At 58.8% G+C, this 20,763-nt stretch carries 19 protein-coding genes, 1 tRNA gene and 1 pseudogene; 8 read left to right on the forward strand and 13 right to left on the reverse strand.

Annotation, left to right across the window (positions count from 1 at the left end):
• Positions 1-21: 21 nt before the first annotated feature.
• The 3 genes from HMPREF9451_RS03110 (at position 22) to HMPREF9451_RS03120 (ending at position 3,783) form a co-directional block, all read left to right on the forward strand.
• Entirely contained in the window at positions 22-927 is a 906-nt protein-coding gene (locus HMPREF9451_RS03110; RefSeq protein ID WP_009138847.1) for a pyruvate, water dikinase regulatory protein, read from the forward strand.
• Positions 928-973: 46 nt separating this feature from the next.
• Positions 974-3,691 (forward strand): pyruvate, phosphate dikinase, encoded by a 2,718-nt coding sequence (ppdK, locus tag HMPREF9451_RS03115; protein WP_009138848.1) that lies wholly within the window; start codon positions 974-976, stop codon positions 3,689-3,691.
• Positions 3,692-3,706: 15 nt separating this feature from the next.
• A tRNA-Trp gene (locus tag HMPREF9451_RS03120) sits at positions 3,707-3,783 on the forward strand.
• Positions 3,784-4,074: 291 nt separating this feature from the next.
• Here the strand turns inward: HMPREF9451_RS03120 and HMPREF9451_RS09800 are convergent.
• The 12 genes and pseudogenes from HMPREF9451_RS09800 to HMPREF9451_RS03180 form a co-directional block, all read right to left on the reverse strand.
• A pseudogene (locus HMPREF9451_RS09800) lies at positions 4,075-4,207 on the reverse strand (IS256 family transposase); the annotation flags it as partial.
• Between the two features lie 102 nt (positions 4,208-4,309).
• Positions 4,310-5,098, reverse strand: coding sequence for an IS21-like element helper ATPase IstB (gene istB / locus HMPREF9451_RS03130; RefSeq protein WP_009138850.1), 789 nt, complete (start codon positions 5,096-5,098; stop codon positions 4,310-4,312).
• Positions 5,095-6,333: an IS21 family transposase gene (gene istA, locus HMPREF9451_RS03135; protein ID WP_009138851.1), complete on the reverse strand. Its 1,239-nt coding sequence runs from the start codon at positions 6,331-6,333 to the stop codon at positions 5,095-5,097. The genes istB and istA overlap by 4 nt, the downstream gene beginning before the upstream one ends.
• Before the next feature lie 115 nt (positions 6,334-6,448).
• Complete coding sequence (locus HMPREF9451_RS03140; RefSeq protein WP_009138852.1) at positions 6,449-7,318, reverse strand: IS1249 family transposase; 870 nt, start codon at positions 7,316-7,318, stop codon at positions 6,449-6,451.
• A 585-nt stretch (positions 7,319-7,903) separates the two neighbouring features.
• Complete coding sequence (locus HMPREF9451_RS03145) at positions 7,904-8,701, reverse strand: amidohydrolase family protein (protein ID WP_009138853.1); 798 nt, start codon at positions 8,699-8,701, stop codon at positions 7,904-7,906.
• A 2-nt stretch (positions 8,702-8,703) separates the two neighbouring features.
• Complete coding sequence (locus HMPREF9451_RS03150) at positions 8,704-10,380, reverse strand: AMP-binding protein (RefSeq protein WP_009138854.1); 1,677 nt, start codon at positions 10,378-10,380, stop codon at positions 8,704-8,706.
• Between the two features lie 12 nt (positions 10,381-10,392).
• Positions 10,393-10,944, reverse strand: a complete 552-nt coding sequence (locus tag HMPREF9451_RS03155; protein ID WP_009138855.1) for a helix-turn-helix domain-containing protein — start codon at positions 10,942-10,944, stop codon at positions 10,393-10,395.
• An 85-nt stretch (positions 10,945-11,029) separates the two neighbouring features.
• The gene (locus tag HMPREF9451_RS03160; RefSeq protein ID WP_009138856.1) at positions 11,030-11,566 is read right to left on the reverse strand and encodes a 2-oxoacid:acceptor oxidoreductase family protein; all 537 of its coding nucleotides are present in this window, start codon (positions 11,564-11,566) and stop codon (positions 11,030-11,032) included.
• Between the two features lie 8 nt (positions 11,567-11,574).
• Entirely contained in the window at positions 11,575-12,393 is an 819-nt protein-coding gene (locus HMPREF9451_RS03165; protein ID WP_009138857.1) for a thiamine pyrophosphate-dependent enzyme, read from the reverse strand.
• 2 nt (positions 12,394-12,395) lie between these two features.
• Positions 12,396-13,466 carry a 3-methyl-2-oxobutanoate dehydrogenase subunit VorB gene (locus HMPREF9451_RS03170; protein WP_009138858.1) on the reverse strand — a complete coding sequence of 357 codons (1,071 nt, stop codon included), beginning with the start codon at positions 13,464-13,466 and terminating at the stop codon, positions 12,396-12,398.
• Between the two features lie 5 nt (positions 13,467-13,471).
• Positions 13,472-13,678 (reverse strand): 4Fe-4S binding protein, encoded by a 207-nt coding sequence (locus HMPREF9451_RS03175; RefSeq protein WP_009138859.1) that lies wholly within the window; start codon positions 13,676-13,678, stop codon positions 13,472-13,474.
• Between the two features lie 266 nt (positions 13,679-13,944).
• The gene (locus HMPREF9451_RS03180; RefSeq protein ID WP_009138860.1) at positions 13,945-14,625 is read right to left on the reverse strand and encodes a nucleotide-binding protein; all 681 of its coding nucleotides are present in this window, start codon (positions 14,623-14,625) and stop codon (positions 13,945-13,947) included.
• 160 nt (positions 14,626-14,785) lie between these two features.
• Here HMPREF9451_RS03180 and HMPREF9451_RS03185 point away from each other — a divergent pair, with 160 nt between their 5' ends.
• The 5 genes from HMPREF9451_RS03185 to HMPREF9451_RS03205 all read left to right on the forward strand — a co-directional run bounded on the left by HMPREF9451_RS03185 (position 14,786) and on the right by HMPREF9451_RS03205 (position 20,176).
• A complete protein-coding gene (locus HMPREF9451_RS03185; protein ID WP_009138861.1) occupies positions 14,786-15,382 on the forward strand; it encodes a helix-turn-helix domain-containing protein in 597 nt (198 codons plus the stop codon).
• 131 nt (positions 15,383-15,513) lie between these two features.
• Entirely contained in the window at positions 15,514-17,343 is a 1,830-nt protein-coding gene (locus HMPREF9451_RS03190; RefSeq protein WP_009138862.1) for an AMP-binding protein, read from the forward strand.
• A gap of 192 nt (positions 17,344-17,535) precedes the next feature.
• Positions 17,536-18,114 carry a helix-turn-helix domain-containing protein gene (locus HMPREF9451_RS03195; protein ID WP_009138863.1) on the forward strand — a complete coding sequence of 193 codons (579 nt, stop codon included), beginning with the start codon at positions 17,536-17,538 and terminating at the stop codon, positions 18,112-18,114.
• 12 nt (positions 18,115-18,126) lie between these two features.
• Positions 18,127-19,845: an AMP-binding protein gene (locus HMPREF9451_RS03200; RefSeq protein WP_009138864.1), complete on the forward strand. Its 1,719-nt coding sequence runs from the start codon at positions 18,127-18,129 to the stop codon at positions 19,843-19,845.
• Between the two features lie 82 nt (positions 19,846-19,927).
• Positions 19,928-20,176 carry a hypothetical protein gene (locus tag HMPREF9451_RS03205; protein ID WP_040625995.1) on the forward strand — a complete coding sequence of 83 codons (249 nt, stop codon included), beginning with the start codon at positions 19,928-19,930 and terminating at the stop codon, positions 20,174-20,176.
• A 9-nt stretch (positions 20,177-20,185) separates the two neighbouring features.
• Here the strand turns inward: HMPREF9451_RS03205 and HMPREF9451_RS10065 are convergent, their stop codons facing one another.
• Positions 20,186-20,710 carry a sensor histidine kinase gene (locus tag HMPREF9451_RS10065; RefSeq protein WP_009138866.1) on the reverse strand — a complete coding sequence of 175 codons (525 nt, stop codon included), beginning with the start codon at positions 20,708-20,710 and terminating at the stop codon, positions 20,186-20,188.
• Positions 20,711-20,763 lie beyond the last annotated feature (53 nt).

A 20,763-nucleotide genomic window follows, 5' to 3' on the forward strand; every position in this document is an offset into this window, starting at 1 on the left:
TTCAAGGAAAGGAGCGCATGCATGACGACCGCGATTCACGATCACATGTGCGTTCATAACGATTCTCCACTCCCAACTATCTACATCGTCAGCGATTCCCTCGGCGCCACCGCTCATGTGCTTGCGCGCGCTGCGGCAGGGCAGTTCGGCGTCGCGGAGCCTTACATCGAGGTTCTTCCTAAAGCTCGCGATTTCGAAGAAATCAGCAACTTTCTCGAAATTCACCAGGCAATGTATCGCGAAGCGGGGTTGCGTGACGATATCGTCGTGTTCTTCACCCTCGTCGATCCCGACCTTCGTCACAAGCTTCGCGATTACTGCAAGGAAAAAGGCATCCATTTCGTGGATATCATGAGCACGCCGATTCATGCGCTCGCGGACGCTTCGGGCTTGCAGCCCTCCAACAACCCCGGGTTGCTTCGCACGACCGACGAGCATTATTTCCGTCGCATTGCTGCGATGGAGTTCACCGTCGAACACGATGACGGGCGCAATCCCCAAGACCTCACCGAGGCGGACATCGTGCTTCTGGGCGTGTCCCGTTCGTCGAAAACTCCCATTTCCATCTATATGGGTATGGAGGGTTACAAGGTCGCAAACGTTCCGCTGGCACTCGGCGTGGAGCCTCCGAAGGAGATATACGAATGCGACCCTTCTCGCATTTTCGGCCTTATGACGACGCCGGATATCCTGGTGGGAATACGTACACGCAGGCTCGGGGGGTCGGGGCGCGGCGCAGCGAGCGTCGCGGCAAGTTACGCGGAGCCGGAGATGGTGTACCAGGACCTCGAAGAGGCCCGCGCCCTCATGCGCAAGCTGGGCTGCATCGTCGTGAGGACGGACAATAAAGCCGTGGAAGAAACCGCTCAGGAGATTTTACGCTACTATGAGCTTGCTCATCCCTTCCAAAAGACCATAGTCGAGTAATATCTTCCTATATGCAGTATGGTATCTATCAGCGAAGGAGAATACAGTGACTGCTGACGTCAAGCGTGTCTACGCGTTCGGTAAGGACGCCGAAGGCAACAACGTTACCGAGGGCAACAAGGATATGAAATATATCCTCGGCGGCAAGGGCGCTAACCTTGCCGAGATGGCCGTAATCGGCCTTCCGGTGCCTCCGGGATTCACCATCACCTGTCAGACCTGTATGGAATACGCCAACGCCGACAACACCTGGCCCGAAGGCGCTCTCGACGAAATCGAGCAGTATCGTCTCGACCTCGAGCGTCGTATCGGCAAGAAGATCGGCGATGCAGAAGATCCCCTGCTCGTTTCCGTGCGTTCCGGTGCCCCTATGTCCATGCCGGGCATGATGGACACCGTCCTCAACCTCGGTTTGAACGACCAGTCCATCAACGGATTGATCAAGCATACCGATAATCCTCGTTTTTCCTGGGATAGCTATCGTCGCTTCATCCAGATGTTCTCCAACGTGGTCATGGGCCTCGATGGCGACTTGTTCGAAAACGCCATCAATGCGAAGAAGATTGTTCGCGGCGTGAAAAGCGATGCGGACCTCACTGCGGAGGACATGCAGGAGCTCGTCGAGGAATTCAAGGCAATCTTTTCCGAGAACGTTTCCGCCGAGGAGTATCCCTCTCTTGTCGTCGACGGCAAGGTGGGCTTCCCCCAGAATCCCGACACGCAGCTTCGTCTTGCGATCGAGGCCGTTTTCGGCAGCTGGAACAATCCGCGCGCCACTCTGTATCGCAAGCAGAATAAGATTGCTGACGATCTGGGCACCGCAGTCAACGTTCAGTGCATGGTCTTCGGCAATAAGGGCGAGACTTCTGCTACCGGTGTTGCGTTCACGCGCAACCCTGCAAATGGCGAGAAGGAATTCTACGGCGACTACCTGGTCAATGCCCAGGGTGAAGACGTCGTCGCCGGCATTCGCAACACCAGCCCCATCGCAGAGCTCAAGCATGTCGACGGGTTGCAGAAGGCAGGCGCCGAGCTCGAGGAGGTCTTCGTGACCCTCGAGAACCACTATCGTGACATGTGCGATATCGAGTTTACCATCGAGCAGGGCAAGCTCTGGATGCTGCAGACTCGTGTGGGCAAGCGTACGGCCGCCGCTGCTTTGCATATTGCGATCGAGATGGTCAAAGAAGGCCTCATCACCAAGGAAGAGGCGGTTTGCCGCGTCGATCCCGAGCAGCTCGACCAGCTTCTGCATCCTCAGTTCGACAAGAACGCAGAATACGATGTGCTCGCACGCGGCTTGAACGCATCTCCCGGCGCTGCCGTGGGTGAAGCGGTCTTTTCCGCCGCTGACGCCGTCGCGGCCGAGGCCGAGGGTCGCAAATGCGTGCTCGTCCGCTGGGAAACCAACCCCGACGACCTCGCCGGCATGATTGCCGCCGAAGGCATTCTGACCTCTCATGGCGGCAAGACCTCCCACGCCGCCGTTATCGCTCGCGGCATGGGCGCTCCCTGCGTCTGCGGTGTCGAGGCTCTCCGCATCGATGCGGAGAAGAAGGAAGCCGTTGTTTCCGGCACCGACACCGTCATCCACGAAGGCGACATGATCTCCATCGACGGCACCACCGGTATCGTCGTTCTGGGCGCTGTCGAACTGGTTATGCCTGAGCTCTCTGGCGATCTTGACGTCATCCTCGAATGGGCCGACGAATTCCGCCGTCTTGGCGTTCGCGCCAATGCTGACAACCCGGCCGACGCGGAGCTCTCCCGTTCCTTCGGCGCAGAAGGCATCGGTCTCGACCGTACTGAGCATATGTTCCTGGGCGATCGCAAGCGGATCATCCAGACCTTCATCCTCAATGAGGATCCCGCTGTTCGCGAAAAGGCTGTCAATGAGCTCTTCGAAGCGCAGACGGGCGATTTCTACGGCATGTTCAAGGCTATGGACGGTCTGCCGGTCATCGTGCGCCTTCTCGATCCGCCGCTGCACGAATTCCTCGAAAGCCCGCGTGCGCTTGATGTGGAAATCGCCAAGCTCGAGGCAACGGGCGGCGATGTCAAGACGATTGCTGAAAAGCGCAAGCTCATGGAGCAGATCGACGCTATGAGCGAAGCGAACCCCATGCTTGGTCTGCGCGGTTGCCGACTGGGCATCGTGTATCCCATTCTTCCTGTCATGCAGGTCCGTGCGATTGCAACTGCGGCCGCTAACCTGAAAAAGGAAGGCCTCGACCCCAAGCCCGAGGTCATGATTCCGCTGGTTTCCACCGTCAAGGAGCTCGAGAAGCTTCGTAAGGTCGCCGTGGACACCATCAACGAGGTGGCTGCAGAGGCGGGCGTCGAGCTCGATATTCCTGTCGGAACCATGATCGAGCTTCCTCGCGCCGCCGTTACCGCCGACGAAATCGCCACCCAGGCCGACTTCTTCAGCTTCGGCACCAACGACCTCACCCAGACCACGTTCGGCTTCAGCCGCGACGACGTCGAGGCCGAGTTCGTTCCCCAGTACCTTGCTGAGAAGCTTCTGCCGTACAATCCGTTCGCAACCATCGATCCGGGCGTTGCCAAGCTCGTGAAGATGGGCGTCGAATTGGGTCATGAGGGCAATCCCGATTTGGTCTGCGGCGTATGCGGCGAGCATGGCGGCGATCCTGACTCCGTCAAGATGTTCCATAAGATCGGTCTTGACTATGTCTCCTGCAGCCCTTATCGTGTTCCCTTGGCACGCCTCGCTGCCGCACAGGCAGCTTTGGCTGATAAATAAGAGGGTGTCTAACACAGGCCAGTAGCTCCAATTGGCAGAGCGGCGGTCTCCAAAACCGCATGTTGTGGGTTCGAGTCCTACCTGGCCTGCCATCTTCCTCTTATGCGATGCCATAAGTAAACGATCCGCTCTTTTGAGCGGATCGTTTTTTGTTCTCAGGCCGTTAGCTAAATTGACGTGAAAACCGGGTTATGTTTCAAAAAGTGTGTCCCCCTGAATTATTCAACATCGGTAATTCGTAGGCATGTGGAACTCCTCCCAGACTATCCCCGTGCCGTATTCGCCAGGGGCCCCATCCTCTCGTTTGGACCCTTGCGAAGCCGCGGCGAACAGACCGTCCACGTCGTCGTCGGTGGGCATGGCCCGTATGATCTCGGCGGGCGGGAGCGGGTTTTCGGTGTGCATGTAGCACCACCAGAATATCGCCTTGATGCGGTGCATGAGCGGCAGGCCGCGGTGGTGGCGCAGCATGTCCCTGAGCCTGGCGTTCACGCTCTCGACCGCATTGTTGGTTGTTAGCGTCAATATATTTTTCACCATTTTCACCAACGCATTTTCGCCAATCGCGCCAACGCGGATACGCCGGATTCGCCAACGCGGATGCGCCGCTTTCGGCGTCTAGGCGCCGTCCTCCTTCCCGTCCTCACCGCCGATGGACACGTCCTTCAGGCGGTACGACCGGCCCGTTATCTTGATCATCGCGCAGTGGTGGCAGAGCCTGTCGGCGACCGCCGAGGCCGTGACGTTGCTGCCGAACACGTCGCCCCACCTGCCGACCGGCACGTTGGTCGTGACGATCGTCGACCGCTTGAGCGCGTAGCGCCTGTTCACCAGCTGGAACAGCAGGTCGGCGCCCTCCTTCCCGATGTCGAGGTAGCCAAGCTCGTCTATTATCAGCAGGCTGCAGTGCTCGTAGAACCGCATCCTGCGCGTCAGCGCCTCCTTCGCCGAGGCGTGCTTGAGGTCCTCGACCAGCCTCGAGCAGTCGGCGAAGTACACCTGCTTGCGGGCCATCACCGCCTCGTGGCCTATGGCTATCGACAGGTGGGTCTTGCCGACGCCCGGGCTGCCGACGAGCACGACGTTGTCGCCGCGGTCGATGAACTCGAGCGTGGCCAGCTGCTCGACCAGCCCGCGGGGCACGCTCGGCTGGAAACCCCAGTCGAAGTCGGCCAGCGTCTTTATGTAGGGGAAGTTGGCCATCCTCGTGCGGCGCTCGTCGTCGGCACGCCGCTTGAGGGCTATCTGGGCGTCGGTGAGCTCGAGCATGGCGTCGACCAGGCTCTTCCTCCCGTCGGCGACGAGCCTGACGTACTCGGGCACCGACGACGCCATGCCCTCGAGCCCCAGCTCCTCGAGGTTGGCCGCCAGGCGGTTGAGCGGGCTGGCCTGCACGGCGGCGCTCACAGCGAGCCCCCTATCGAGTCGAGCAGCCCGAGGGTGGCGGCGGCGGCCGCCTCGATGTCGCCGGCGGCGTCGCCGAACCAGCGCTTCCCGGCCATGGCCTCGGCGTAGTGCGCCGGGTCGTAGGCCGGCCCGCCCGCCACGTGCGTCGCCACCAGCTCGCCGCCGACGTAGCAGTCCATCGCGCCGCCGGGCATGCAGACGATGCGGGCGGGCCTGCCGATGCAGCGCCTGGACACCGACATGGGCTCGCCGTGCGCGCTCACCAGCATCGTGGCCGGCACCCTGGCCACGCGCACCACGTCGCCCATCGCCTCCTCGAGGGCGCGAAGGTTGCCGACGGGCAGCAGCGCGTCCTTCTCCTCCATGAACAGCGCGGAGGGCGGCAGCCCCGTGGTCTCGTTGGGCTCGGAGTTGCTGGCGTCCTCGATCCGCGCGATGATCTCGTCGATGTCGTCCCAGCCGTCGAAGTCGCCCTGGTAGGCCGCGAGCCGCGACAGGAAGCGGTTCGACGACTCGACCTTGCCCTTGGTCTGGGGGCTGCGCGGGCGGCACAGCTTCAGCTCGAAGCCGGCGGCCTTGGCGAACTCGTATGCGCGCTGGACCTTGAGGCGCCTGCCGCCCTTGATCGCCACCAGGGCGGACATGTTGTCCGTGACCCACTCGCGGGGCACGCCGCCGAGCCTCGCGATCGTGGCGTACATGCATCTGACCAGGTCGTCGGTCGTCCTGGTCCCCGACCGGATGAATATGTGCCTGCGGGAATGGGCCAGCGTCGCCGCGAACACGTTGAACTCGAACAGCTCGCCGTCGCGGTTTGCCATCCTGACCGACTCCTTCCAGTCGAACTGCAGCTGCAGCCCGGGCGGCGTCTCGAAGCGCGGATGCGGTTCCGGGCCGCCGGAGGCCCCGACGGCGATGCCGTTCTTGCGCATGAACTGGGTGAAGGCGTTGTAGCCGGCCAGGTTCTCGCCGGGATACCTGTGCAGCAGCCACTCGTGGATGCCCTTCTTGGTGACCCCCGGCAGCTGCGCCTTGGCGGCCACCTCCTCGATGTGCGCGTCGAAGGAGCCCGCCCTGTCGGCGCGCCCGTCGCGGGGCCGGCCGCCCTCGGCCCTCCAGTACGCCGCCACGGTGTGCCTGTCCTTGCCGTAGCGCTTCGCTATGTCGCTGAAGTTGGGCTTTATGCCCGCTTCCCTGTACATGTCCAACTCTCCGATCAGGTTCTTCTCTGCCACGGCCCGCTCCTCCCGAAAGCATCGTTCGCTTGTCGGTCGAAGCGTAAGCCCCGGCGTTGGTGGAAATGGTGAAAATGCGTTGGCGCGATTGGGGAAATTACGTTGGCGGAATCGGCTAATGTGCGATGGCGAAATTGGTTGTTTTTACAGTAGCGCTAACATTGGTCGACGGCCACTCCCCGCCGTGCTCCTGTTGCATCTCGACGAAGGTGAACAGCGTGCCCTCCTTGACGAGCCTGTTCAAGCCGCGCCTAGCCTTGCGGAGCCGCTCGTGCGTGTAGGCCTTCTTGCCGTCCTTGATCGTGTACTCCTTGAGGAACGTCGCCCACCTGGTGCACCATTCGTTGTATTCCAGCAGCCACGCCGTGGCGGAGCCGGCGTCCTTGGCGTCCTTGAGCTTGTTGGCGATTCCCAGGAGCTCGATTCCGGCCTCCAACCTGGGCTTCAGCGTCGTGCACCGCTTGACCTGGTTGGCCGCGTGGAACGTGCACCGCTGTATCCTGGTGTTCGGCCAGACGGCCTTGACGGCGGCGGCGAAGCCGGGAGAGCCGTCGGATACCGCCATCTTCGGGGTCGGGATGCGCAGCATGAGCGCGGCCCACGCGGACCCGCATTCGCTTTGCGCCAGGTGCCAGCCGACGACATGGCCGCCGGCGACCGCCACGAGCACCACCGCCTTCCTGCGCAGCCAGATGCCGTCCAGGAACACGACGTCGTGCAGCTCGCCGGTGGCGGGGGCGATCGGCCAGATTCTCCAGGCCCACGCCGTCTTGCGCCAGAACGTCGCCCTGCTGGTCTTCAGGTCCGCTATAGCATCCTTCGACAGCAGCCACTTGAGGAACGCCGCGAGCTGCTTCGCCCCGCTGTCGTGCTTGCGGACGCTGGATGCCCCGCATTTGGGACAGCGCCATCTCTGGGTGCCCGCCTTGGTCCTTCCGTTCCCCTTCATCTTGGCCCCGCAGGAGCCGCATTTTGGATTGTTCACGCCCCGTTCCCGTCTCTTGGCAATTTCCTGGATGGAAAAGCCTGTCTGAACAGGCGTGTCAAGTGCAAATCGGACACACTTTTTGAAACACCTAGAAATTGGGGAGGTTCAATTTGAAGGATGGATTTACGCCATCTCACCTGCAGAAATAGGGTTAAATCGGACACACTTTTTGAAACATAACCCTGAAAACCGAGCCCGCCAAGGCTTTTTGCGCGAATTGTTCGTTTGAATATCGAAAAAGCCACGAAGTGTATCAATGAAACGCCACCGGTGGTTGCAAGTTGGGCCTTTTTTCCTGAAATAATAGACAAAAGAGCAAAAAATGATGATTAGCTTTTCTTAATTTGCGCACCGTATGCCTTCGTTTGATACATTTCGTGAAAAAATCGATACTGAAGGCGTCTGCTCGTGCATGTAAAGATGAAATGATGCATGGCTGCGCAGAGGTCGCGCAAACAAAGGCTTTTCTCGGGGTTGCTTCGAAGTTGCAAACGAATCTCGCCGGGTCGCCTTTGATTTTCGAGGCAACCCGGCGAGGGCTTTTCTGATTGATGGGTGCGTTTATCGGAGGCGTTGCGACCGTTAGCCGATCTTGAACCCAAGATAATGCTCAGCGGTATGCCAGGTCATATTTTCGAACTCTTCATCGGTGAAATCGATCGACGAGAAGACCTCGAGCTCTTCGGCCGGATCCCACATGGGGAAGTCGGACCCGAAAAGAATCCTGTCTGATCCGTATATCCTGCAGAGCTCTTTCGTGCGGCGAGTACCGAGGTAGGTCATGGAACTCGATACGTCCAAGAAGCAGTTCTCGTCCTCGAGGTATTCCACGGCAAGGTCGTAGACCGACCAGCCGCCGAAATGAGCCGCATCGACGCGGAGGTCGGGAAAAGCGTGAAGGACGTTTTTGAGTCTGCGCGGATGCGAATGGTCTCGGCGATAATCTCCGCAATGAATCATGACGGGCAGGTTTCGTGCCTGTGCTATCTCGTAGACGTTCATAAGCCGCGGATCGTCCATATCAACATGCTGGGAATCGGGGTGAAGCTTGATTCCCTTGAGTCCCAGCGATATCGCACGGTCTATCTCCGCCTCAGGGTCTTCGTAGTCCTGGTGCATGGTGGCGAAGCCGATGAAGTTTGCGTGCTCTTTGCATGTGGCGGCCACGAAATCGTTGATGCTTTCGACGACCTTGGGTTTCACGGCAACGGAATGCACGAGGGAATGCGTGATAGGCGACGGCTTAAGAGCATCGAGATATCTTTGCACCGATCCGGTGTCGTGCCGCATGGCGATGCTGTAGAATTCTCCGACGCTTTCAGAAGCGCGTTGCGCAACCTTGTCGGGGTAGATATGTGCATGGATATCGATGATTGTCATGGTTAACCTTCTATACCGTCTGCATTGCGAATTTCGCGGCGCTTGATTTTTCCGCCGACCGTTTTCGGGAGCTCATCGACGAATTCGACGATGCGCGGGTATTTGTAAGGCGCCGTGGTCTTCTTCACGTGGTTCTGCAATTCTTTGACCAGATCGTCGGAGGGCTCCCAGCCTTTAGCAAGGATAATAGAGGCCTTTACCACCATGCCGCGAACAGGGTCGGGCGCAGCGGTGACGGCGGCTTCTACGACGGCCGGATGTTCGACCAGCGCGCTTTCCACTTCGAAAGGACCGATGCGGTAGCCGCTGCATTTGATGACGTCGTCGTTGCGGCCTATGAAGAAATAGTAGCCGTCGCTGTCGCGCCATGCCATATCGTGCAGGTTGTAGTATTCGCCGCCGACCGTTTCAGCGGTGCGTTTCGGATCTTGGAAATAGCCGACGAAAAGTCCGGGAGGGTAGGCCTCCTTCAGCTTGGTAACGCAAATGGCCCCTTCTTCGCCGTCGTCCATCTCGTTGCCGTTTTCGTCGAGCAGGCGAATATTGAACAGCGGGCTCGGCTTGCCCATGGATCCGGGGCGCGGCTCGATCCAAGGGAAGGTGGCAAGCAGGACGGGGCCTTCGGTCTGCCCAAAGCCCTCGCGTATCTTCTTGCCCGTCAGACGCTCCCATGCCAAGGTGACCTCAGCATTGAGAGGCTCGCCGGCGGTTGCGAAATTCGCGACGCTGGACAGGTCGTAGCGCTCGACGTCTTCCTGGAGCATGAAGCGATACATAGTGGGCGGAGCGCAAAACGTCGTGAGCTTGTAATCCTGTATCTTCTGCAGCAGCTTTGCGGGGACGAACTTGTCCATGTCGTAGGCGAAGACCGTCGCTCCGCATATCCACTGGCCGTAAATCTTTCCCCAGCCGAACTTGGCCCACCCGGAATCGGAGACGCTCATATGCAGTCGGTCTTCTTGAACCTGCTGCCAATACTTCGCAGTGATGATGTGGCCGAGCGGATGCACGAAACTGTGGCAGACCGCCTTCGCCATGCCGGTTGTTCCGCTGGTGAAGTAAATCAGCATAATGTCGGAGTTCTTCGTGGCCTTATCGCCGGCGGGGCGGACCCAGTCTTCGGAGCCCTCCTCGAGAAGGCTTTCGTAGGAGGTCCATCCTTCGCGTGTGCCGCCGGCCACGATGACGCTCTCAATGCTCGGAGACTCAGGAAGCGCCTTTTCCACCTCGCCGCAAACGTAATCGTCGTCTACACAGACCATGGCCTTGACATGGGCGCTTTGCGCTCGGTAGACGATGTCCTTTTTCGTGAGCTGCAGGGTCGCGGGGATAATGGTCGCGCCGATTTTGCACAGCGCAACGGCGGTGACCCAGTATTCCCATCGGCGGCGGAGGATGCACATCACCACGTCGCCCTTGCCGATTCCCATCGCAGAGAAGGAGTTCGCCATGCGGTTGGAGAGGCGGGAAATGTCGGTGAAGGTGAAGGTTCGCTCGTTGTCGTGATCGTCGCACCAGAGCAGAGCGCGTTTGTCGGGCTCGACACGGGCCCATTCGTCCACGACGTCATAGGCGAAATTGAAGTTTTCAGGAACATCTATGCGGAAGTTTTCCGCAAAGTCCTCGTAGGAGTCGAAATCGATGCGCGGACAGAATGTATTGAGCAGGTGGTTCGCCATGGGTATTCGTCCTTACTCTGCGATGATGGTGACGAAGCGAGCCTGCGTGTCGCCGCCGCACCGTTGGCCATGAAGCTGTTCCGGATTGAAGTAGATGCTGTCGCCGGCTTCGAGGACGAACTCTTTATCCTCGATGGTCACGATGACGGTGCCTTCGAGGACGAAGTTGAACTCCTGCCCATGATGGGTGACCAATTTGGCGGGTTCGTCGCTCGGGTCCAAAAAGACCAGCAGAGGCTGCATGATCTTTCCGGTGTAGCGCCATGCCAGGTCCTGGTAGTAATAGCCGGGATAACGGTCGACCTCCTTGCCCTCGCCCGCTTTGACCACATGGTAGGTATTGAGCTTCGCGGCGGTGCCGGTGAGGATCTCGGTGAATTCGACGCCGAAGATATTCGCCATGTGATAGATGGCGGAAATGGGGACGTCCGCTCCGGTTTTCTCCCAATTCTGGTAGGTTTCAAGGCTGACTCCGAGCTCTGCAGCCATGTCTTCCTGGGTGACGTTGCACGCATCGCGCAATCCCGCGATGCGCATGCCGATTTCGCTGAATTCGGTCTCCATTTCCGCTCCTTTGTCTCGATAGAATGAAAATTCCCTCGCGTTCGGTGAGGAATCGCGAGGGAGGACAGTAACGAATGGTGAAGCGCTACGCTTCGATTCCCAGCCTGAGCGCCTTCAGATTCGGCTCAAGCAGATGCTGCTTGCGCGGGGGGATGCAGCGTTCCATGGCGGCGAACAGCGTCTCCTCGCTGCAGAATCCTGTCTCGGCGAAGAGCTTGCCCACGCAGATGATGTTGGCGAGTCCTTTGAGGCCGTTCTCCTCGGCCATGGCGGTTGCGGGGATTTCGACGACCTTTACGTTCTCGGGGTAGCGCATGGTGGGCACGAGCGTGCTGTCCACTACGGCAACGCCGCCGTCGGATACAAGATCGATGAACTTGTCGAACGAAGGCTGGTTCATGGCGATGATGCCATTAGGCTCCATGACCAGCGGCGATCCGATGGGGTTGTCGGAGAGGCAGACGCTGCAGTTTGCTGTGCCGCCGCGCATTTCAGGGCCGTAGGAAGGCAGCCAGCTGAGTTCTTTGTCCTCGATCAGCCCGGCGGTTGCGATGACTTTGCCGCCGAACAGAAGGCCTTGTCCGCCGAAGCCCGCCAACACGAAGTTGAAATCCTGAGACATGGCTCCTCCTATTCCTTGTTCGCGATCGGACATTCTGCGGCGCGCGCTGCGGCCGCTTCGTAGACGTCGGCGAAGCCTTCCGCCTTCACGTCCTTGTAAACGCCGAGGGGGTAATAGGGAAGCATGTTCTCGCGCATCCACTCGAAGGATTTCTGCGGACTCATGCCCCAGTTGGTAGGACAGGTCGACACCACTTCGACGAAGGTGTAGCCGACGCCTTCGAGCTGATACTCGAAGGCTTTACGGATGGCTTTTTTGGCCTTGCGCACGTTGGCGGGCTTGTCGACGGTGACGCGTTCGATGTATGCCACGCCGTCGAGCTCGCGCAGCATTTCAGAAACGCGGATGGGGAAGCCTGCGGCATGGACGTCTCGGCCGTAGGGGGACGTCTGGGTAATCTGGTTCGGAAGGCTGGTGGGAGCCATCTGGCCGCCGGTCATGCCATAGATCGCATTGTTGATGAAGATGACGGTGATCTTCTCGCCGCGCGTTGCGGCATGGACGGTCTCGGCCATGCCGATGGAAGCAAGGTCTCCGTCGCCCTGGTAGGAAAAGACCAGATTTTCGGGATGAACGCGCTTCACGGCGGTTGCGACCGCGGGCGCACGGCCGTGCGCGGCCTCGATCATGTCGCAGGAGAAGAAGTCGTAGGCCATGACGGCGCAGCCGACGGGGGCTACACCCACGCTGGTGCCCTCTACCCCGAGCTCGTCGATGACTTCAGCCACCAGGCGCTGCACAATGCCGTGACCGCAGCCGGGGCAGTAGTTGGTGACCGCGTCGGTCAAAGCGCCGGGGCGCTGGAAAACAACCTTTTCTTCAGCCATCGTTATTCACCTACCTTTTCAGCGAGGGCTTCGATCTGAGCCAGAATTTCGGCGGGCGTGGGGATGACGCCGCCCGTGCGGCCGTAGAATTCCACGGGGACGCGGCCGTTCACGGCAAGGCGTACGTCGTCGACCATTTGTCCCATGTTCATTTCGACGGTCAGATAGGCCTTGGCGGTGCTGGCGGTTTCATCTATGGCCTTCTTCGGGAACGGCCACAAGGTAATCGGGCGCAAGAGGCCTGCCTTGATGCCTTTCTCGCGAGCCTTCTTCACGGCGCTCAAGGTGACGCGGGCGCTAGCGCCAAACGCGACGAGCACGATATCGGCATCATCGGTCATGATGCATTCGGCTGCCTGCTCGTTCTCTTCGATTTGCGCATAGCGTGCGAAACGCTCGATGTTGAGCTTTTCGAGGGCGTCGGCAGTCAGGTAAAGGGAGTTGGCGACGTTGTGCGGACGCTTGTTGTGGTGGCCGCAGGTGGCCCAGGGCTTTTCGGGGAGTTCGGTCTTGGGCTCAGGGAGCACGACGGGTTCCATCATCTGTCCGAGCATGCCGTCGGCGAGAATCAAGACGGGCGTGCGATATTCATCGGCAACGTCGAACGCCTTGTAGACGTAATCGGCCATTTCCTGAACAGAGCTCGGGGCGAAGACGACGCAGTGGAAATCTCCATGGCCGAGGCCGCGGGTGGCCTGCCAATAGTCTGCCTGGGACGGCTGGATGCCGCCGAGACCCGGGCCGCCTCGCTGCACGTTGATGATGACGGCCGGCAAATCGGCGCCTGCCAGATACGAGATGCCCTCGCTTTTCAGAGAGACTCCGGGAGAGCTTGAGGACGTCATGGTGCGGGCGCCTGCCGCAGAGGCCCCGTAGACCATGTTGATGGCGGCTACTTCGCTTTCGGCCTGCAGATACGTTCCGCCGATTTTAGGCATGGTTTTGGACATGTATGCAGCAAGCTCGGTCTGGGGGGTGATGGGGTATCCGAAGAAGTGCCGGCACCCAGCCGCCACGGCGGCGGCCCCCATGGCCTCGTTGCCCTTCATGAGGACCTTGTTCTTTTCTGCCATATGTATCACCTCCACACTTTAATAGCTACATCGGGGCACATGGTGGCGCAGTTTGCACAACCAGTGCATTTGTTCTCGTCGACTAGACGAGCAGGATGGCATCCTTTGGCGGTGATGACGTCCTGGTCGAGCTCGATGATGCCCTGAGGGCAAAAATCGACGCACAGTCCGCATCCTTTGCAATAGGAGTCGTCTACTTCGATTTTCGGCATGGTCCAACCTTTCCTTAACGCCGTCTCGGCGGTATATTCCTGCCCGAATCAGCTCGGGGGCCGGCGTCGCGGCACGGGGCGTAAACGGGGCAGGCTCTTCAAGGTTCGTACAAAGCGCCCTTTGAGGGTAGTCTCTTCAGAATAGCGTCTCAATGGGCGTTGAACGCAAGGTGACGGGGCTTTTTCCGTTGGGCGGGTGCAAGTTTTTACCTTCTGGCAACGTTTCTTGCGACGCTTTTTGGACGGTCCCGACAAAGTGTCCGAAACTATTCCCACGGCATGCGCACGTGGCGATCAACGGGGAATGGACGGACGACATGCGCCTGCTGCGCATAGCGGGCGGGTACGGTGGTGCACACGATGGGAAGCCCGAGCAGGGAGGCGGTCTTTTCCGCGAAAGGAGCCGATGCCTCGACGACGGAAAGCGTCGTCTCCTCGGAGAGGTGCGTGTTGTTCACCACGCCTGTCGCCTCGAGCTTGCATCGCCGCTCTATATCCTTCAGCATCTGCGCCGTTTCTTCGGGTGATTCGATCTCTCGGCGCTCGTTTATCACATAGAGCATCGTATAGGGCGAGTTTCCCGATTTGATGGCGCTTGAGAAGCGTCCCATGGCCTTGGCCCCCTCGTCGTCACCGCCCATATCTATAATGAGAGGGTGCGTATCGCTTGCGTGTTCGATTGCTGCTTGCATGCTGCCGGGAAGGCTTGGCGTGTCGAGCATGCTTTGCGCGAATACGGGAGCGACGATGCGTATGCCGCGGCTCTCGAGGAAATCCGTGTAGTCGCTGCTGCGAAAGTACGGATTCACGATATCGACATCCATCAGAGTGACCTCTTGTCCGCGCTCTTGCGCGGCGAGGGCGAGATTGAGGGAGAAATTGGTTTTGCCGACGCCGTAGCGCCCGGCAATGACGGTAATAGGCGAAAGGGGCAGAAGCTCATTCATGGTTCTCCTCTCGTTTTGCTTTCGTTTCGATTGTTTCCAATGCGATAAATCGGATGAAGTTATCATTTCCCGATTGCGCTAGAATACTATCGTACGCTAAAGTACAATAGCACACACGGAGAAGAACGCAAAAGTTTGCAAACCTACGAAGGAAGTAATCATGGAGCCCAATATCAAAGAAATCGTCAGCCGCGTTCGCGCGCTGCGCGAGGACCTGGGCCTCACCATGCAGGAGATGGCGGAGGCTACAGGACGCAGCGTTGCCGAGTATGCGGCGCAGGAGAGCGGCGAACAGGATTTGTCGTTCACCTTTTTGTACCGCTGCGCCGAGAAATTCGGCGTTGACGTGGTCGATATCCTGACGGGCGAAAGCCCGCATCTCACCGGGTATTCTCTCGTCCGCAAAGGCGAAGGCCTCTCGGTGAAACGTTATGAGGGATTCGAGTACCTTCACAAGGCGCCCAGCTTCCGCAATAAGCTCTGCGAGCCTTTCGTGGTTACCATCCCGTACTCCGACGAAGAGGCGGGGCTTCCCATGGAAGACATCCACCTTTCGTTCCACGAAGGCCAGGAGCTCGATTACATCATCAGTGGCCGTTTGCGCTTCGTCTACGACGGAAAGCATGTCGAGGAGCTTGCCGCAGGCGACGTCATCCTCTATGACAGCGGACGCGGCCACGGCATGGTCGCCATCGGCGGCGAGCCGTGCGTCCTTCTGGCGTCTGTGATGAAGCCGCAGGATGAGAAGATTCTTTAGGCACTGCCCCTTTATATAGGCAGTGCCGTTCGCGCTTCCACTTCTCGTTCATCCTGCCGCCGCTTCATCAAAAACAAAATCACTATAAGTTTTGGTTCGATTGCGGCGTACAAGTCAGAAAGACTACTGTTATGCGCAATATCAACCAGCGTTATCTTACCGAGTCCTTCAACAGCGAAGGACAGCTCGAAACGTTCAAGGTCAATGTTCCGGAGGATTTCAATTTCGGCTACGACATCGTCGACGACATCGCCGAGAACGACCCTGACCGCAACGCAATGGTTTGGTGCAACCCCGAAGGCGAAGAGCATGTGTTCACCTTCGCCGACATGAAATATTGGTCGGACAAGACCGCGAATTATTTCAGCGAGCACGGAATCGGCCGTGGCGACAAGGTCATGGTCATTCTTCGCCGCCATTATCAGTTCTGGTTCGTTGCCACGGCCCTGCACAAGCTCGGAGCCGTTATGGTTCCTGCCACCTTCATGCTGAAAGAACACGATCTTGAATACCGACTCAATTTCGGAGAAATCAAAGCTCTCGTCTGCACGTCCGTAGGAACGATCGCCGACGTGGTGGACAACGTCGAGGCGTTATGCCCGGGCCTTGAGGTCAAGATGCTCGTGAACGGTGCCGGCGGCGGGCTTTCTCCTCATGACGAGAAGGGTAATTTCGTCGTTTCCGGCTCCGAGGCCACCTGCGGCATGGACTTAGGTCCTGCGCTCAGCGGCCCCGAGGGCATCTGCGCGGTTCCCGTCAAGCGAGATGGCTGGCTCGACTTCAACACCGGCGTGCGCAACGCCTCGGCTGATTTCGAGCGCCGTGAAACGTCTCCCGACGAGCCCATGCTTATGTACTTTTCCTCCGGCACCACGGGCAATCCCAAGCTGGTCATGCACAACAGCGGCTACGCCCTGGCGCACATCCTCACCGCGAAGCCCTGGCACAACGTGCAAAGCGACGGAGGCATCCACTTCACCATCGCGGACACCGGATGGGGCAAGGCCGTGTGGGGCAAGTATTACGGACAGTGGATCATGGAAGCATGCGTGTTCACGTACGACTTCGATCGTTTTGCGGCCAGCGAGATCTTGAGCCTCATCGGCAAATACAAGATCACCACGCTATGCTGCCCGCCCACTATGTACCGCATGATCATGCTTGAAGACGTCGACTCCTACGACCTCTCGTCGCTTGTGCACTCGACCACGGCGGGCGAGGCGCTCAATCCCGATCTATTCGATTTTTGGAAAGAGCACACGGGCTTGACCATCTACGAAGGATTCGGCCAGACCGAGACTCCGCTCACCATCGCGAATCTGGTCAACTCCAAGCCTCGTTCGGGTTCTATGGGCAAGCCTGTTCCAATGTATGATGTGGTCGTTCTTAACGAGGACGACGAACCGTGCGAAGCGGGTCAGACGGGCGAGATCTGCATCAAAATCGACCCCGTTGTCCCTCCGGGAATCATGATGGGCTACTACAACAACCCGGAAAAGACCGCTGCGGCCATGCGCGACGGCTGGTATCACACGGGCGATACCGCGTGGTGCGACGAGGACGGCTACTTCTGGTACGTCGGTCGCAACGACGATGTCATCAAGTCGAACGGGTATCGTATCGGACCTTTCGAGATCGAGAGCGTTCTTCTCGACCACGAGGCGGTGCGCGAATGCGCGGTTACCGGCGTGCCCGATTCCTTGCGCGGCCACGCGGTCAAGGCGACGGTCGTGCTTGCCGAGCCGTTCAAGCCTTCCGACGATTTGACCAAGGAGCTGCAGATGTGGGTGAAAAACCAGACGGCTCCTTACAAGTATCCTCGCATCATCGAGTATGTCGACACGCTGCCCCGTACGGTGAACGGCAAGATTCGCCGCGGCATCATCCGCGCGGAAGACGAGGCGGCGGCGAAGGTCGTCGAAGAGCCGCTTGAGCCCAAAAACGTCGACGGGCTTGTATAACGCTCTTGCGTTCATTTCGACTTTGTTATTTTTGGCAAGCGAAATGATACAGGCACTTTAGTTGGCTAAAGTATTCAATCAACGCTTTTGAAAGCTGCCGCTCGAGGATATCGGCGGCGGCTTTTCTAAGGCGAACGGTCGGCGACGAGCCGGCCTTGCCTTATCTGCAGGACAATGAGGACGGAGGATTCCATGTCTGACACCAACAAGCTTGGTCATAAGATCGCCACGCTTCGAGAAGCCCACCACCTTTCTCAGCAAGACCTTGCCGACCGTTGCAGCTGCGACGTCGAAATCATCATCGGTCTTGAAGACGGGGAGCTTCCCGCCTCGCTTGCTCCGCTCATCAAAATCACGCGTGCGCTCGGCGTGCGCCTCGGTACCCTCATGGACGATGACGAGCAGCTTGGGCCTGCGTATATCGATTCGAAGCAGATGGAAGAGGTGGCCCGTCTTAAGAGCCTGCAGACCGCAAGCGACGCCGGCGACCTGAGCTATTTCTCCCTGGCGGCCGGGCGTCCTTCCCGCCATATGGATCCCTTCATCATTACGGTCGACCCCTCGGGCGCGACCGATCATGTGCTCACTGCCCACGAGGGCGAGGAGTGGCTCTACGGCATGGAGGGCTGCATCGAAATCGAGTACGGCAAAGACGTCTACGTCCTGCATCCCGGCGAGAGCATCTACTACGATTCCATCGTTCCGCATCAGGTGCGCGCTTATGACAACCAGAAAGCCAAGTTCTTGGCTGTTGTCTACACGCCGGTCTAAGGAGTTTCAAGAATGACTGAAGAGCATAACGAAAACGCATCGGAGCCTGCGCGCATTCCCGTGCCAGGGGATATCGACTACCCCTTGCATACCGAAAAGACCATCGGGCGCTATTTTCGCGACCAGGTGGCGGTCGACCCCGACCATGAATTCGTGGTCTATCCCGACCGCGACCTTCGGTGGACGTATAAAGACTTCGACGAGCGCACTGACAATCTCGCCCGCGGCCTGCTGGCCATCGGCCTGAAGCCGGGCGATCATCTTGGCGTATGGGCGCGCAATATTCCCGACTGGCTGACGTTTATGTACGCCACAGCGAAAATCGGCGTCGTCATGGTCACCGTCAACCCGGTGTACAAGGGCCATGAGGTCGCTTACGTTCTCAAGCAGTCCGATATGAAGGCCCTCTGTATCATCGACGCCTATCGCGATGTCGACTACATCAAAATCATCCGTGAATTGGTGCCCGAATCGCTCACGCAGGAGCGTGGCCATCTGGAGTCGGAGGAATTCCCGTGCCTGAAGCACCTCATCTACATGGGGCCTGAAAAACATCGCGGATTCTACAGCGTACCCGAGCTTGTGCTGTTGGGCCAGCATGTGCCCGAAGAGGAGCTTGAGAAGGCCGAGGCGCAGTTCGACAACAACGACGTTGTCATGATGCAGTACACGAGCGGCACCACGGGCTATCCGAAGGGCGTCATGCTCACGCATCGCAATATCATCAACAACGGATTCTATATCGGCGAGGGGCAGAAGCTCGGGCCGGACGATCGTATTACGCTGCCCGTCCCGTTCTTCCATTGCTTTGGCTGCGTTTTGGGCGTTATGGCAAGTCTTACGCACCGCTCGACCATGATCATCGTCGAGGATTTCAACGCAAGCCTGGTTTTGCAGGCGGTTCACAAGGAACGAGCCACGGCGCTTTACGGCGTGCCCACCATGTTCATTGCGGAATTGAATTCTCCCGAGTTCGACCAGTACGATCTTTCCAGCCTTCGTACGGGCATCATGGCGGGAAGCCCCTGTCCTCCCGAGACCATGCGTGAAGTCATGGACCGCATGTACATGAAGGAAATCACCATCTGCTACGGCCTGACGGAAACGAGCCCGGTATTCACGCAGACATCTGCCGATGATGACATCGTGCATAAATGCGAGACTGTCGGTCTCAAGCATCCGCCGGTTTCCGTGCGCGTCATCGATCCGGAAGACGGCCACATCTGCGGTCCGAACGAGCCGGGCGAGCTGTGCTGCAAGGGCTATAACGTCATGAAGGGCTATTACAAGATGCCCGAGGCCACGGCGAACGCAATCGATGCGGACGGCTATCTGCATTCCGGCGACTTGGGCATGGTTGACGAAGACGGCTACTATCGCGTGACCGGTCGCATCAAGGACATGATCATCCGCGGCGGCGAAAACATCTATCCGCTGGAAATCGAGAACTTCCTTTTGGGCATGCCCGGCGTCCTCGACGCCCAAGTCGTGGGTATTCCCGACGAGAAGCTCGGAGAAATCGTCGGTGCGTTCATTCGCACGCGTCCGGGTTATGAGGACATGACCGAAGAAGACGTGCGTGAATACTCCATTCCGCGTATCGCGCGCTACAAGGTTCCCAAGCGCGTCTTCTTCGTGGACGAATTCCCCATGACTCCTTCCATGAAGATTCAGAAGTTCAAGCTTCGCGACATGGCGGTGCAGCTGCTCGAGGAGCGCAATCGGGCCTAGTTTTGTTTGGGCCTGGGCGTTTGCTTTGGTCGTGCGGCGAATCGAAAATCGAGAGAGGAAGGCGGCGATATGCCGCCTTCTTTTGCCTGTCTTTCTCATTCCGCTGGCAGGAGACTCTTCTCTAAAGGCGCCCGAATCCGAAGACTTCGGTTCTGCGTCGGTCGATTCCGAGCTGTTCGATGTAATCGGTCCCTATGTGAATGAACATGCCGTCAGTCAGGCGCTTACGGTGAAGACCGAAGGCGGCGCCCGATTCTCGGAGAAGGCCGCGAAGGACGAACTGTGCACCTGGACCTCGACCAGGTGCGTGGTGCTTGCGGGGACGAAGTGAAAAGCGTGTCTACTTCGACAGCGGCAAAACCACTGTGAATACGGTTCCGTCTTCGGCGGAGCTTTTGACCTTGATGCTTCCTCCATGCGATTCCGTTATTCCTCGGGCGATGGCAAGTCCGAGTCCGAAGCTTCGCGAGTCGTCGTGGGTTCGGGCCTTGTCGGCTCGGTAGAAGCGGTCGAAAACATGTTCAATGGACTCTTGGGGGATGGGGTTTCCCAGGTTTCGCACGGAAAGCACGGCCTTCTTCCCCTGGCGGGAGAGGCGCACCGTCACGCTGCTTGCTTCCGCAGCGTATTTGCAGGCGTTGTCGATCAGCGTGCCGACGAGCTTTTCCAGCGCGCGGGTGCTTCCTTGCACGTGCATGCCCTCGGCGATGTCGTCTTCGATGGTCACATTGCGCTCGAATGCGACCGATTCGAATTGCAACGCCTCTTTGGAGACGATGCTGCTTAGGTTCGTGCGCGCGAACTCGTATGTTTCCGTCGATTCCGCCTGTGCGAGGGAGAGCATGTCGCTGACGAGCTCTTGCATGCGAACGAACGGCCTCTTCGCGGGTGCTTTCCAGCCATTGCATGTTTTCGCGC

It is taken from the genome of Slackia piriformis YIT 12062 (assembly GCF_000296445.1).
Classification (GTDB): domain Bacteria; phylum Actinomycetota; class Coriobacteriia; order Coriobacteriales; family Eggerthellaceae; genus Slackia; species Slackia piriformis.

What these genes read in the sequence shown, in the direction of transcription:
- HMPREF9451_RS03150 (WP_009138854.1), bottom strand. Translation starts at nt 10,380, where the DNA reads ATGGCGAACCACCTGCTCAATACATTCTGTCCGCGCATCGATTTCGAC.
- HMPREF9451_RS03190 (WP_009138862.1), top strand. Translation starts at nt 15,514, where the DNA reads ATGCGCAATATCAACCAGCGTTATCTTACCGAGTCCTTCAACAGCGAA.
- HMPREF9451_RS03145 (WP_009138853.1), bottom strand. Translation starts at nt 8,701, where the DNA reads ATGACAATCATCGATATCCATGCACATATCTACCCCGACAAGGTTGCG.
- HMPREF9451_RS03185 (WP_009138861.1), top strand. Translation starts at nt 14,786, where the DNA reads ATGGAGCCCAATATCAAAGAAATCGTCAGCCGCGTTCGCGCGCTGCGC.
- HMPREF9451_RS03195 (WP_009138863.1), top strand. Translation starts at nt 17,536, where the DNA reads ATGTCTGACACCAACAAGCTTGGTCATAAGATCGCCACGCTTCGAGAA.
- HMPREF9451_RS03175 (WP_009138859.1), bottom strand. Translation starts at nt 13,678, where the DNA reads ATGCCGAAAATCGAAGTAGACGACTCCTATTGCAAAGGATGCGGACTG.
- HMPREF9451_RS03160 (WP_009138856.1), bottom strand. Translation starts at nt 11,566, where the DNA reads ATGTCTCAGGATTTCAACTTCGTGTTGGCGGGCTTCGGCGGACAAGGC.
- HMPREF9451_RS03170 (WP_009138858.1), bottom strand. Translation starts at nt 13,466, where the DNA reads ATGGCAGAAAAGAACAAGGTCCTCATGAAGGGCAACGAGGCCATGGGG.
- HMPREF9451_RS03165 (WP_009138857.1), bottom strand. Translation starts at nt 12,393, where the DNA reads ATGGCTGAAGAAAAGGTTGTTTTCCAGCGCCCCGGCGCTTTGACCGAC.
- HMPREF9451_RS03180 (WP_009138860.1), bottom strand. Translation starts at nt 14,625, where the DNA reads ATGAATGAGCTTCTGCCCCTTTCGCCTATTACCGTCATTGCCGGGCGC.
- HMPREF9451_RS03110 (WP_009138847.1), top strand. Translation starts at nt 22, where the DNA reads ATGACGACCGCGATTCACGATCACATGTGCGTTCATAACGATTCTCCA.
- HMPREF9451_RS03200 (WP_009138864.1), top strand. Translation starts at nt 18,127, where the DNA reads ATGACTGAAGAGCATAACGAAAACGCATCGGAGCCTGCGCGCATTCCC.
- HMPREF9451_RS03155 (WP_009138855.1), bottom strand. Translation starts at nt 10,944, where the DNA reads ATGGAGACCGAATTCAGCGAAATCGGCATGCGCATCGCGGGATTGCGC.
- HMPREF9451_RS10065 (WP_009138866.1), bottom strand. Translation starts at nt 20,710, where the DNA reads ATGCAAGAGCTCGTCAGCGACATGCTCTCCCTCGCACAGGCGGAATCG.